Origin of the sequence: Priestia megaterium (assembly GCF_046599315.1) — a bacterium.
Classification (GTDB): Bacteria; Bacillota; Bacilli; order Bacillales; family Bacillaceae_H; genus Priestia; species Priestia megaterium_F.
The window spans coordinates 637,414-650,918 of sequence record NZ_JBKIKC010000003.1 but is presented as its reverse complement, the minus strand read 5'-3'; the positions used below and the strand labels follow the sequence as shown (position 1 = coordinate 650,918).

The following is a 13,505-nucleotide window of genomic DNA, read 5'->3' as shown; positions in this document are numbered from 1 at the left end:
TTGAACTTCTAATGGATCACCTTTTGGGCCGATAACCGTTGTATGAAGAGATTGATACATATTTTGTTTTGGCATTGCAATATAATCTTTGAAACGTCCTGGCATTGGCTTCCAGCACGTATGAATAATTCCTAACACCGCATAGCAATCTTTAATGCTATTTACAATAATGCGCACAGCTAGTAAATCGTAAATTTCATTAAACTGCTTGTTTTGCAGTGCCATTTTACGATAGATAGAATAAATATGTTTTGGGCGTCCTGAAATTTCAACTTTAATCGAAACTTCATCTACCTGCTCGCGAACTTCATCAATAACTTCAGCCAAATATTGCTCGCGTTCCGCACGCTTTTTCTTCATCAGATTTACAATACGATAATATTGCTGAGGATTTAAGTAACGTAAAGCTGTATCTTCAAGCTCCCACTTAATTTTTGAAATACCCAGACGATGAGCAAGAGGAGCAAAAATTTCAAGCGTTTCATTTGAAATGCGTCGCTGCTTTTCCTGTGGTAAATGCTTTAGCGTACGCATGTTATGAAGGCGATCCGCAAGTTTGATCAGTATAACTCGAATATCCTGAGCCATTGCCACAAACATCTTACGGTGATTCTCAGCCTGCTGCTCTTCTTTAGACTTATATTTAATTTTTCCTAGTTTCGTTACGCCGTCTACTAACATTGCTACTTCTTCGTTAAAAGCTTTTTCTAAATCCTTTAGTGTTATCTCTGTATCTTCAACCACATCATGTAGAAACCCAGCTGCAATTGTTGCTGGATCCATATCTAGATCAACTAAAATTCCTGCGACTTGAATCGGATGGATAATATATGGTTCACCCGACTTGCGATATTGTTCTTTGTGAGCTTCTTTTGCAAAATCATATGCTTTTTGTACAAAAGCCACATCTTCTTCACTTAAATATCGCTTCGTATTGTCAATGACCTGTTCCGCTGTTAGGACTTGCTCATTTGCCATGAAATCACCTTTTATCAACTAGCATTTTTAATTCATATTGTAACTATTATCTTGAAAAAATCCAAGGATGTAAAGCCTTTGCGTCCAATTTATGAAATTTACATCATTTCCATTTTACGTATCATCGCTTTTTAACGAAAAAAGAGCACCTGTATCAGGTACTCTTTTTATGTGATCGTTCTTCTTAATACGTCATTAATGTAAATACATCATAACCGTCTAGTTTGTCACGGCCATCAAGGTAAGAAAGTTCAATTAAGAACGCAGCTCCAACAACAATTCCGCCTAATTCTTCGACAAGCTTAATTGTCGCTTCAATTGTACCGCCTGTTGCTAATAAATCATCTGTAATCAACACGCGCTGACCTGGCTTAATTGCATCTTTGTGAATCGTTAATACATCTTTACCGTATTCTAAACCATAATCTACTTTGATTACTTCACGCGGTAATTTACCTTCTTTACGAACAGGTGCAAAACCGATACCCAGCGCATATGCTACTGGACAACCAACGATAAATCCACGAGCTTCCGGCCCTACGATAATATCAACTTGTTTATCCTTTGCATATTTTACAATCTCATCCGTTGCAGCACGGTATGCATCACCGTTATCCATTAATGTTGAGATATCTTTAAATGTAATACCTGGTTTTGGCCAGTCAGGTACAATTGTAATATAATCTTTAAAATTCATTCTAATGTTGCCTCCTCATTCAATCGAACGCTTAAAAATATCTTGGAATTGATTTTTAAGCTGTACATATGACGTATAAATAAAGTTTTTTTCTATTTCAATCTGCTGCTGCTTTTGGTGATAAGTCGCAGATTCTATTAAATCACGTTTCGCAGAATTTTTCACTAACGAAATTAAGCCATTGTTTATTGTAACAAATTCTAACTCAAAAAACACCTTTGCCATAAAATCAATCGTTTCTTTCGACCAGCCCTTATGAATGGCTAAATCTTCTTTGTAACGTTTTAAATCAAAAGGACCTTTCTTCGCTAAAAAGCCATAAAACCATTTAAAATGATCGCGAGTTGGAATTGTATCAAAATAATGATCTTCTTCTGTTAAGAAAATAGCGTATATTCTAGAAGGGATACCTTGGACAAACAAACATTCAAGCCATTCCTGTGAAGGAGGCAAATCTAATAAAACAATTTGTTCCCCTGCAAACATACATGCTTTTGCCTGCTCTTCACTCTGAATAAGAACAACATGCTCCATCGGCAGTAACGACTTGTATTTCTCAATTGTTGAAGCATGAAAAGCAACAACTTTCATTTGGTCGGTAAATACCTGCTCAAAGAAACGTTTAACATCAAATGCGCTGCGATAATCAAACATCTGCCATTCATTTACAGAAATATCTTCTACCATAAGCTGCGGCTTGCGCATATTGTTCCACTCATTAATAGATAGTTCACCCACTAATGACACCTTAGCTATAGGAGATACTTCATCTAATATATAGCCTAACCCAAACCCTACTGCATCAACCGATATACCGCTGTCTTCAAATACGAGTTTTAAATGATTTTTATTGGCACCAATTTTCCGCATAGATGTTGTATGAACATCTTTAACGAGCACCTTTGGCTTGGGATTATGCATACCAAATGGAGCAAGAGCACTCATTTGTTCTATGTTTTCGAGCGTAATTTCCTCTGTGGTGCATACTGTATCAACTGATGTGATTGGAATAAAATCCTGCTCGGTCAACATGTTGCTTGCTTGTTCATTTAGACGTCTGCGCAGCTCTTCTACATCATCGCTGTTTAATGTCATGCCAGCTGCCATTGGGTGCCCCCCAAAATGGGGAAGAATATCACGACATTTAGATAAGTTCGCGAATAAATCAAATCCTTCGATACTTCTTGCTGAACCTTTAGCAAGATGGTTTTCTGAATCAATACTTAGCACAATTGTTGGTCTGTAGAATTTTTCTACGAGCCTAGAAGCGACGATTCCAACAACTCCTGCATTCCATCCTTCTCCCTCTACAATAAGAACGCTGTTTTCATCCGGAGGATACATATTCTCAACAAATTCAACGGCTTCTTCCGTAATATCGTTCACGATTTGCTGCCTTTCCTTATTTAACGCATCAATTTCCTTAGCCAGAACTTTTGCCTCATCAGCATTTGTTGTCATAAGCAAATGAACAGCTGGGTCGGCATCTTGAAGACGTCCTACTGCATTAATACGCGGAGCCATCGCAAATCCAATTGTATCTTCATTAATTTCTTCACGTTTTACTCCACATACACTCAGCAAAGCCTCAATTCCAGTGCGCTTCGTAAACTTGAGATAGTCAAGACCTTTGCGAGCAATTAAGCGGTTTTCATCAACTAAAGGAACTAAATCAGCAATCGTCCCAATTACCGCTAGTTCTAGTAAATGTTCCGGAAGCTCCCCTAACAGCGCATGAGCGAGTTTAAAAGCAACACCTACACCTGCTAGTTCTTTAAATGGATATGTACTTCCCGGTAGCTTTGGATGAATAATTGCATAAGCATCCGGTAAAACCGGCCCCGGCTCGTGGTGATCAGTAATAATTAAATCAAAATCTAATTCACGTGCATACGCCGTTTCTTCGACTGCCGAAATACCTGTGTCTACCGTAATCACCAGCTGATAGCCGCCTGCGTTTATTTTATCAAATGCTGCCTTATTCGGCCCATAACCTTCTGTAAAGCGATTAGGAATATAAAAATCGGCATCAGCGCCGAGCTGCTGTAAAGCAGCTAACATAACAGAAGTACTGCTGACACCGTCCGCATCGTAATCTCCATATATCATAATTTTTTCATCATGATCAATTGCTTGTTGAATACGAGCTACTGCTTTGTCCATATCGTGCAATAAAAACGGATCGTGGAACGTTTGTGCATCCACGTGTAAAAACTCACGTGCCGCTTCTACTGTTGTCATGCCTCTATTAAGTAATAACGAAGCTACTAGAGGTGTAATATTGAGGTTTTCTACAAATTCATTAACAAGTTGTTCATCACATTGTCGAACATTCCAACGTTTTTTTGACTGTAACATGTCTCTTCACCCCTTAACCCACATTATTATACTAGAGTGGATGAAATGGAGCAATGAAAGAAAATAAGCACATTTTTCTGACAGTCTGCCTTGTTTTTTTACGCACAAAAAAACGTGCGAAAACTTCGCACGTTTTTGAATTACTTGCTCTCTACTTCTTTTTGTTCTTCGCGCTTCAACTGTTTCCCTTTCCACACAAGCCATAGCTGAGCAGCAATAAAAACAGAGGAATATGCACCAAGAATTAAACCTACTAACAGAGCAATTGAGAAGTTTTGAATTGATTCACTTCCGAATAGAAGAAGGGCTACAACTGCAATTACAACTGTTAACACGGTATTCATCGAACGAGTAAACGTTTCGCGTAAACTTAGATTTACGATAAACGCCAAGTCGTCAAACGTTTTAGATTTAAATTTCTGCATATTTTCACGAATGCGGTCAAACGTAACTATCGTATCGTTGATTGAGTAACCAACAATTGTCAGGATAGCGGCAATGAAGGTTAAATCAACTTCTAATCTAGTTAAGCTAAAGACAGTAACGATAAAGAACGCATCATGTAACAGAGCAAGCACGGCTGCAAGCGCCATGTAGAACTCAAATCGAATCGTTACATAAATGATAATTCCAATTGAAGCAATCAGGATTGCAAGCATCGCATTTTTTGCCAGTTCTTTTCCAACTGTCGGTGAAACGGTGCTTACATTTGGTTCAGAACCGTATTTGTCTTTAAAGTGATCTTTTAAATTTGCGATTTCTTTTTTATCCAAGACTCCAACTACACGTACAACACCCGTATCATTACTTTTTCCTGTAATAACTACGTCATCCGTTTTAATATCAAGAGACTTCATTTCCCGCTGTATTTCAGCCTGCGTAACGGTATGATTTGCTGGAATCTCTATGCGAGTTCCGCTCGTAAAGTCAATACCGAGATTCAGCCTTAACACAGCAACTGAGATAATACCAATAATGACCAGCACGCTTGAGAACGTGAAGAACGCTTTACGGTATTTAACAAAGTCAATTTTATCCCAACGTGTAGGTAAAACAGTTGTGCCATCGTCTTTGCTTAAATCGTGAATTTGTTCTTTTTTCACCCCAAAGTAGCCTGGTTTTTTATCAAACCAGCGGCTGTTTACTAAAAGGCTCATTAATAAACGGGTACCGTATACGGCTGTAACAAAACTTAGCACAATCCCGATCATTAATGTTGTGGCAAATCCTTTTACTGAGCTTGTACCGTAAAAGAACAATACAAGAGCCGCTAACATCGTTGTAATATTAGCATCAAAAATGGTCGCCAGGGAGCGACGATTTCCTGCCCGGTAAGCCGATATAACAGACCTTCCTGTTTTGAGTTCATCTTTAATCCGCTCGTAGGTAATAATATTTGCATCTACTGCCATACCTACACCGAGAATAAGAGCCGCAATACCCGGAAGCGTCATAACCACGTGCATCCAGTCAAATACAACTAAGTTTAAGTACACATAAAAGCTGAGTGTAATAATGGCAATAAGCCCTGGTAAACGGTAGAAAAACAGCATGTAAAGGAAAATGATTCCGATGCCGATAATACCCGCTAATATAGTCGTGTGAAGAGCTTCTTCTCCAAACTGAGCTCCAACGGATGTAGAGTATAGCTCATCTAATTTAACTGGCAGCGACCCGGCATTTAGCAATTCTGCTAGCTGCGTTGCGCTTTTTACGGTGAAGTTTCCACCTGAAATTTCAACATCTGGCTGTGTTAACACGCTGTTAACAGATGCTGCAGACAAATACTTTGGATTTTGTTTTGCCGCTTCTTTTTGGTACGAGTCTTTTCCTTCTTCATAATCCAGCCAAATGACAATTAAATTATTAGGTGCTGTTTTTTGAGAAAGCTCTCGCGTAATCTTTTCAAATTTTTTCGCATTTTTTAACTTTAATGAGACGCTAGGCTGGTTGCTTTGGTCAAACGATTGTTTTGCTCCGCCTTGCGCTAAGTCTGTACCATCCATCAGCACTTTGTCGTTCACGTCGCGGAACGTTAAGTTTGCTTGAGTTGATAACAGCTCTCTGGCTTGCTTTTGATTAGTGACACCGGCTAGCTGAACGCGGATGCGGTCGTTTCCTTCAATTTGAATGCTGGGCTCACTAACTCCCAATACATCGACACGTTGACGAAGCGCTTCAACCGTGCTGTTAAGTGCCTTTTTGTCAATGACATCGCCTTTTTTAGCTGGACTGACCTTATATAAAATTTCAAATCCACCTTGAAGGTCGAGGCCAAGTTTAATATCTTTTGTAATTCCAGTCATCGTTGTTCCGATTGTACTAAACACAAGCAGTACTAAGAGGAAAAAGGCAACGATGCGTCCTCTTTTAACCATCGACAGAAAATCCTCCTTCTTATGTAAAAACATGAAATGATAACAATAGATAAATGACCAATCTAATTATCATTCATAACCTAATGCCTGTCAAATAAAGACCTTATCAAATTTTAAAACATGTATTTTACAAACTTTACTTTAATAATTCTTTCCAGTCTTCTCCATTATTAACACTGGAGAACATATCGGATTTATAAGATTCAATGGTTACATAGCTCATCACCTGTGTGATCTTAACAGATAAAATATCATTTACAACTTGGTGAAGAGATAGCTCCTTTTCTTTTTTCCATTTTTTCATCTCTAAATAACTCAATAAATCATTCTCCGTTACTTCTTCATATCCAAGCATATGAAACTCTTCCATTTTGCTGGATACGACAGGCTGTATAAGTTCTTTCGAAGCTGAAATAAATGGATGCGTCATATCGATCCTCCTTTCCATTTGACATTTTCCATAAAATTTCTTTCTCGTATGAGGAATACTTGTCATGCTTGGACACTGACAGCGCATATATTCACTGTATAAACCTCCAGAAAGCAGTGAGTATATGTCTAAATTTTTACAGGGAACTATTATTTTAATAATTGCTGGTTTAATTACACGTGTACTCGGGTTTGTCAATCGAATTGTGGTGGCGCGAATGATTGGAGACGAAGGTGTGGGACTTTATATGATGGCGGTCCCCACGCTGGTATTAGTAATCACCTTAACACAGCTTGGGCTACCGGTTGCCATTTCAAAGTTAGTGGCAGAAGCAGAAGCTTTAGGTGACAGGCATAAAATAAAAAAAATACTGGTCGTCTCTTTAAGTATTACGTGTACGCTGAGCGTGTTATTTACGCTCGGACTAATATTATTCGCTCCCGTTGTAGCAAAAACCTTCTTTACAGATTCACGTACTATCTATCCGCTGCTCGCGATTATTCCAGTCATTCCGATTATCGCCGTTTCGTCTGTCATCCGCGGATATTTTCAAGGAAAGCAGCAAATGAAACCTGCTGCTTATTCTCAAATTATCGAACAAGTGGTGCGCATTACGTTAATTGCCGTATGTACAAAAGCGTTTTTACCTTATGGAATTCAGTACGCTGCTGCTGGCGCTATGCTATCTTCCGTATTTGGAGAGTTGGCTTCACTGTTTTATATGGTATTTATGTTCAAGCGAAAAAAGAAAATCACGGTAAGACGAAAATTTTTTGCTTCTTTACATGCAGGCAAAGATACGTTCTTTGACTTAATGCGAATCGCTCTTCCTACAACAGGAAGCCGCATGATTGGTTCAATCTCTTGGTTTTTAGAACCGATTGTAGTAGCTCAAAGTTTAGCAATTGCAGGAGTAGCGACGGCTGTAGCAACGAAGCAGTACGGAGAATTAACAGGCTTTGCACTCCCTCTTCTGATGCTGCCTTCTTTCGTAACGGTGTCTTTGTCCACTTCCTTAGTTCCGGCAATTAGTGAATCTCTTGCACAGAATCAAATGAAACAAATCGAATATCGGCTTCATCAAGCTCTCCGCTTGTCGTTTGTAACAGGCGGACTGGCCGTTGTGGTTCTCTATGTATTTGCTAATCCAGTGATGGAATTGATGTATGGTTCTGACAAAGCAGCTATTTTTGTTAAAGTAATGGCGCCTTTTTTTATCTTTTATTATTTCCAAGGGCCTCTTCAAGCTGTTCTGCAGGCGCTAGACCTTGCAAAAGCCGCCATGATTAACAGTTTTATAGGAGCAGCAGTCAAAACATCTCTTATCTTCTTACTCGCAACTCAGCCCAATCTAGGCATTATGGGAGCTGGCCTTGCAATCGTTGTTGGAATGATGCTTGTCACTCTTTTACACCTGTCTACAGTCATGAAAAAAATCACGTATAAGCTTCATATATTTGAATATCTTCGCAGCTTTGCTGTAATGGGAATATCAGGTTTTATCGGACACTTTGCTTATATGAACCTTTTCACTTCCCTCCCTTTAAGCTTACGAACCATTTTATCAATTGCTCTTACAAGCTTTATATATGTACTGTTTTTGCTGCTTTTTAGACTGATAACAAAGGAAGAATTAAATCGTTTTTCCGTTTTACGTTATTTTAAACGAAAATAAAACGCGGAGCGCTCCGCGTTTTATTGTTTCACATCTACTAAATCCACAAAAAAATTTCCGTTATCATAGCTGCAATATGAAATTTTGTCTAAGTTTGAATACCCAAGTTTTGACATCTCTTGTTTTAACCATTCCACTGTTTTGTGTTCATGCAATAAATGCTCTTCTTGAATAACACCGTCAATGATAAAAGGCAAATTTAAATTGCCTTTTTCATCTGTTTGCTGATCTTTTTCAAACACGGATAGCTTTCCTGAAGATTCTAAAATGGCAAATTCAACATCAGCTACATTTTTTACATTTTTATCTCGCAGCTGCACGAGCAAGTCATTGAAGTTATATCGCTGCCTTTTCATTTCATGTTCATTTATCTTTCCATTTTCAATAATAATACTAGGTTTTCCATCAATAAAATTCCGCATTCGATTGCTTTTGAGAGACCATATAGCTAAGCCGATTTGAATAATAAGAAGCGTTACCATCGGAAGAATTGAATACAGTAAAGGATCTTTTGGGTTTTCAATAGCCATTACTGCCATTTCAGCAATCATAATAAAAACAACTAAATCCAAAATGCTCAGCTCTCCTATTTCCCTTTTACCCATAACGCGAAAAATAATTAAAACGACTACGTATAAAAGAACGGTTCGCGCAACCATGATGAACAACTCCACTGCAAAGACCTCCTTTATGTATTCCCTTGTAGTTTGTACTATTTATTTTAAAATAGCCTTACTTTTATGCGTCTATTTTGAAGTCCTCTCGAATATGCTCGTACTAAGGATTCACCTATCTTTTCATTTCATGAGGGGGAAACAAGTTGGGTGCAAAACGAATGAGCAACGCTGTATTTGCGGGAGTGGCAACAATCTTAGTTATGGGTTTAGTAATTAGTATTATCTTTTCGCTTATTTTAAAATTCACATCACTTGAAGAACAGTCGGTACGTTTATTTTTACTGATTCTCTCCTTTATTACACTGTTTATCGGAGGATTTATCGCGGGAGGAAGAAACGGTTCAAAGGGACTTTTTGTAGGAGGCGCAACTGGCCTTTCCTATTCGTTTTTGATGTTTTTGCTACAATTCCTCGGCTATAGCCATCTTTTCTCTGCACAACAGCTTTTATTTCACGCTGGATTTATTGGAGTCGCTATTCTCGGAGGAATTGTTGGTGTGAACATTGCCGGTTCACGAGAAGCATAAAAAAACGTCACGTACATGTACGTGACGTTTTTTTATTAATCTACGCTTCTTACTTCACGAATAGCATTGCGGTCAAACGTTAATTTTGAACCGTCAGTGCTGCGAACTACAACTTGTGACTCATCGATTGCGTCTACCAAGCCGTGCATTCCGCCAATTGTAACAATCTTATCACCTTTTTTAAGTGCTGATTGCATTTGCTGTACGTTTTTTTGACGTTTTTGCTGTGGACGGATTAACAAGAAATAGAAAATGACAAACATTAGAAGTAATGGCCAAATATTTTGTAAAACACCCATGAAAACTCCTCCTTTTATTTATATTATCAACAGGTACTCATTCATAAATTTGATGAAAATTCCTGTAGTGACCTAGAAATTCTTTGCGTCTGGACCGTTAAACCCATATTTTTCAAAGAACTCATCACGGAAATCGCCAAGTCGGTCTTCGCGAATGGCTTCACGGACTTGCTCCATTAAGTTTAGCAGAAAATATAAGTTATGGTAAGATGTTAAACGAATTCCAAACGTTTCATTACAGCGAATTAAGTGGCGAATATACGCTCTTGAATAATTTTGACATGTGTAGCAATCACAGTTTGGATCAATCGGACCGAAGTCTTCGGCATATTTTGCATTTTTAACAACAAGACGACCTTCGCTTGTCATAAGCGTTCCGTTACGTGCAATACGCGTTGGTAATACGCAATCAAACATATCAATCCCACGAATTGCTCCATCAATTAATGAGTCAGGTGATCCTACTCCCATTAAATAACGAGGTTTGTCAGTTGGTAAGTATGGAGTCGTAAACTCAAGCACACGATTCATCACATCTTTTGGTTCTCCAACTGATAGGCCTCCAACAGCATAACCTGGAAAGTCCATTGAAACTAAGTCAGCTGCACTTTGACGGCGTAAATCTTCAAACTCTCCACCTTGAACAATTCCAAAAAGACCTTGATCTTGAGGACGGCTATGAGCCTCAAGGCATCGTTCTGCCCAGCGGCTTGTGCGCTCCACTGAACGTTTTAAGTAGTCATATTCTGCAGGATAAGGAGGGCATTCATCAAATGCCATCATAATATCAGACCCAAGTGCATTTTGAATGTCCATCGCTTTTTCTGGAGATAAAAAGAGCTTGTCTCCATTCAAATGGTTGCGGAAATGAACGCCTTCTTCTTCAATACGGCGCAAATCACTTAAACTAAAAACTTGGAAGCCGCCTGAATCCGTTAAGATAGGACGATCCCAGTTCATAAATTTATGAAGGCCTCCCGCTTTTTTGACAATTTCATGACCTGGACGAAGCCATAAATGATACGTATTACTTAAAATAATGCCTGCACCCATTGCTTTTAAATCTTCCGGAGACATTGTTTTTACTGTAGCTAATGTGCCTACTGGCATAAAAATAGGCGTTTCAAATGAGCCATGAGGCGTATGGACAATACCTAAACGAGCTCCTGTTTGTTTACAAGTTTTTATATGTTCGTAACGAATTGCTGTCATTGATGTATTCCTTTCATGTTAAATTACAAAATTAGCATTGCGTCGCCGAAGCTGAAAAAGCGGTACTTCTCTGCTACAGCTTGTTCATAGGCAGAAATCACGTTTTCTCTTCCTGCTAAGGCACTTACAAGCATAATAAGCGTAGATTTTGGAAGATGGAAGTTTGTAATCATTCCATCAATTGCTTTGAATTCATACCCTGGAAAAATAAAAATATTCGTCCAGCCTGAAGAAGCAACAAATTTGCCGTTATGCTCAGTTGCAATTGTTTCAAGAGTACGGGTAGAAGTTGTACCTACTGAAATAATGCGACCGCCTTTTTCGCGTACGCTGTTTAGTAAAGCAGCGGTTCCTTCACTCACTTGATAAAACTCTGAGTGCATATCGTGCTCTTCTAAGTCGTCAACGCTGACTGGACGGAATGTACCCAATCCAACATGAAGCGTTAAAAATGCAATATGCACACCTTTTGTTTTTAACTGTTCTAGCATCTCTTTTGTAAAGTGAAGACCTGCTGTTGGTGCTGCTGCGGAGCCTTGTTCGCGAGCAAAAACCGTTTGATAGCGCTCTTGATCATCCAAGCGTTCTTTAATATAAGGCGGTAGCGGCATTTCTCCTAACTGTTCAAGCACCTCATAAAAGATACCCTCATAGTGGAATTCTAACAAACGTCCGCCTTGATCACTCGTTTTTTTACATACAGCTGTCAGACGTCCGTCCCCAAACGAAATAACCGTGCCTTCTTTTACTCGTTTAGCCGGTTTTACCAGCGTCTCCCACGTATCGCCCTGTGTTTGTTTTAAAAGCAATACTTCAATATTAGCACCTGTATCTTCTTTTGTCCCAAATAATCGTGCAGGAAGAACACGCGTGTCGTTTAACACTAAACAATCTCCTTCTTGCACATAATCAAGAAGATCATGAAACATATGATGCTTCACACTTCCTATTTCTTTGTTTAACACCATGAGTCTTGACGCATCTCGCTGTTCAAGCGGTGTTTGCGCAATCAATTCTTCTGGTAAATGAAAATCAAATAAATCTACTTTCAAAATGTTCACCTGTTTCTACTTAATTATTTAAATCTGCCAATTACATAAAAAATAAGTGATAACACAATGCTTACTAAAACACATGTCACAATTGGAAAATAAAAGGTTGTATTTCCTTTTTTAATGAAAATATCACCAGGAAGCTTGCCAACGAACTGCCATAACAGTCCAATTACTACTAAAATGCTCCCTAAAACAATAAGCATTTTAGGCATCTCATTCACTGATCAGGCACCTCCAGCTGAAAATGATCATAAACCAAAGGAGTCACAATTCGTCCTCGCGGCGTTCGCTGCAAAAAGCCAATTTGCAATAGGTACGGCTCGTATACGTCTTCAATTGTGTGAGACTCTTCACCAATAGTAGCTGATATTGTGTCTAACCCTACAGGTCCGCCTCTAAATTTTTCGATAATCCCTCTTAATAATTTATGGTCAATATGATCAAGACCTAAACGGTCCACCTGCAACATTTCTAATGCTTCGGTAGCAAGGCTTTCAGTTATGGCTCCGTCTCCTTTGACCTGGGCAAAATCTCTTACTCTTCGAAGCAAGCGATTCGCAATACGCGGTGTTCCCCTAGCGCGCCTAGCCATCTCAAATGTAGCTTTCTGATCAATCTCTACATCTAATATAGCTGCTGTTCTTTCTACTATCGAAGCAAGATCTTCTTCTTGATAATATTCTAAACGGCTTAAAACGCCGAAGCGATCACGCAAAGGAGAAGATAAAAGCCCTGCTCTTGTCGTTGCACCTACTAGCGTAAACGGAGGCAAATCCAGACGGACGGAACGTGCACTCGGTCCTTTTCCAATCACAATATCCAAACAGAAATCTTCCATTGCTGGGTATAGTACTTCTTCAACCGATCGATTTAATCGATGAATTTCATCAATAAAAAGCACATCTCCAGGCTCTAAGCTGGTTAAAACTGCGGCTAAGTCGCCTGGACGCTCAATGGCTGGCCCTGAGGTCGTTCGGATTTGTACGCCCATTTCATTAGCGATAATAGTAGCAAGAGTTGTTTTACCCAGTCCTGGAGGACCATATAAGAGCACGTGATCTAACGTTTCGCTTCGCATTTTGGCAGCTTTAATAAAAATGTCAAGATGGGATTTTACTTTATGCTGACCGATATATTGCTGTAAGGTTTGCGGCCGCAAACTTTGCTCGATGATTTCTTCTTCACCAAGAACATCTCCCGTTACAATACGATCGTCCAT

13 protein-coding genes are annotated in these 13,505 nt (G+C 39.1%); 2 read left to right on the top strand and 11 right to left on the bottom strand.

Annotated elements, in window-relative coordinates; genetic code table 11:
- The 5 genes from ACLHDF_RS14385 to ACLHDF_RS14365 form a co-directional block, all read right to left on the bottom strand.
- The coding region (locus ACLHDF_RS14385) for a RelA/SpoT family protein (protein WP_413919415.1) at window positions 1-978 on the bottom strand (978 nt) is incomplete at its 3' end.
- Window positions 979-1,162: 184 nt separating this feature from the next.
- Window positions 1,163-1,675: an adenine phosphoribosyltransferase gene (locus ACLHDF_RS14380; protein WP_251391511.1), complete on the bottom strand. Its 513-nt coding sequence runs from the start codon at window positions 1,673-1,675 to the stop codon at window positions 1,163-1,165.
- Window positions 1,676-1,690: 15 nt separating this feature from the next.
- Complete coding sequence (gene recJ / locus ACLHDF_RS14375; RefSeq protein ID WP_413919414.1) at window positions 1,691-4,033, bottom strand: single-stranded-DNA-specific exonuclease RecJ; 2,343 nt, start codon at window positions 4,031-4,033, stop codon at window positions 1,691-1,693.
- Between the two features lie 140 nt (window positions 4,034-4,173).
- On the bottom strand, window positions 4,174-6,411 hold the full coding sequence (secDF, locus tag ACLHDF_RS14370; RefSeq protein WP_413919413.1) for a protein translocase subunit SecDF: 2,238 nt from the start codon (window positions 6,409-6,411) through the stop codon (window positions 4,174-4,176).
- 136 nt (window positions 6,412-6,547) lie between these two features.
- Window positions 6,548-6,841, bottom strand: a complete 294-nt coding sequence (locus ACLHDF_RS14365) for a post-transcriptional regulator (protein ID WP_028411692.1) — start codon at window positions 6,839-6,841, stop codon at window positions 6,548-6,550.
- Window positions 6,842-6,965: 124 nt separating this feature from the next.
- Between ACLHDF_RS14365 and spoVB the strand changes: the two genes are divergently transcribed.
- Window positions 6,966-8,516: a stage V sporulation protein B gene (gene spoVB, locus ACLHDF_RS14360; RefSeq protein ID WP_413919412.1), complete on the top strand. Its 1,551-nt coding sequence runs from the start codon at window positions 6,966-6,968 to the stop codon at window positions 8,514-8,516.
- Between the two features lie 20 nt (window positions 8,517-8,536).
- On the opposite strand, the gene ACLHDF_RS14355 is transcribed toward spoVB, so the two are convergent.
- On the bottom strand, window positions 8,537-9,190 hold the full coding sequence (locus tag ACLHDF_RS14355) for a DUF421 domain-containing protein (RefSeq protein WP_413919411.1): 654 nt from the start codon (window positions 9,188-9,190) through the stop codon (window positions 8,537-8,539).
- A gap of 146 nt (window positions 9,191-9,336) precedes the next feature.
- Here ACLHDF_RS14355 and ACLHDF_RS14350 point away from each other — a divergent pair, with 146 nt between their 5' ends.
- A complete protein-coding gene (locus tag ACLHDF_RS14350; protein WP_413919410.1) occupies window positions 9,337-9,720 on the top strand; it encodes a TIGR04086 family membrane protein in 384 nt (127 codons plus the stop codon).
- Between the two features lie 35 nt (window positions 9,721-9,755).
- Here ACLHDF_RS14350 and yajC read toward each other — a convergent pair whose 3' ends face one another.
- The 5 genes from yajC to ruvB form a co-directional block, all read right to left on the bottom strand.
- Entirely contained in the window at window positions 9,756-10,019 is a 264-nt protein-coding gene (gene yajC, locus ACLHDF_RS14345; RefSeq protein WP_116073771.1) for a preprotein translocase subunit YajC, read from the bottom strand.
- Between the two features lie 72 nt (window positions 10,020-10,091).
- On the bottom strand, window positions 10,092-11,231 hold the full coding sequence (gene tgt / locus ACLHDF_RS14340) for a tRNA guanosine(34) transglycosylase Tgt (RefSeq protein ID WP_013059317.1): 1,140 nt from the start codon (window positions 11,229-11,231) through the stop codon (window positions 10,092-10,094).
- 23 nt (window positions 11,232-11,254) lie between these two features.
- Entirely contained in the window at window positions 11,255-12,283 is a 1,029-nt protein-coding gene (queA, locus tag ACLHDF_RS14335) for a tRNA preQ1(34) S-adenosylmethionine ribosyltransferase-isomerase QueA (protein ID WP_413919409.1), read from the bottom strand.
- A gap of 23 nt (window positions 12,284-12,306) precedes the next feature.
- Window positions 12,307-12,507, bottom strand: a complete 201-nt coding sequence (locus tag ACLHDF_RS14330) for a DUF2905 domain-containing protein (RefSeq protein WP_413919408.1) — start codon at window positions 12,505-12,507, stop codon at window positions 12,307-12,309.
- On the bottom strand, window positions 12,504-13,505 hold the full coding sequence (gene ruvB / locus ACLHDF_RS14325) for a Holliday junction branch migration DNA helicase RuvB (protein ID WP_413919407.1): 1,002 nt from the start codon (window positions 13,503-13,505) through the stop codon (window positions 12,504-12,506). Before ruvB ends, ACLHDF_RS14330 begins: the two co-directional genes overlap by 4 nt.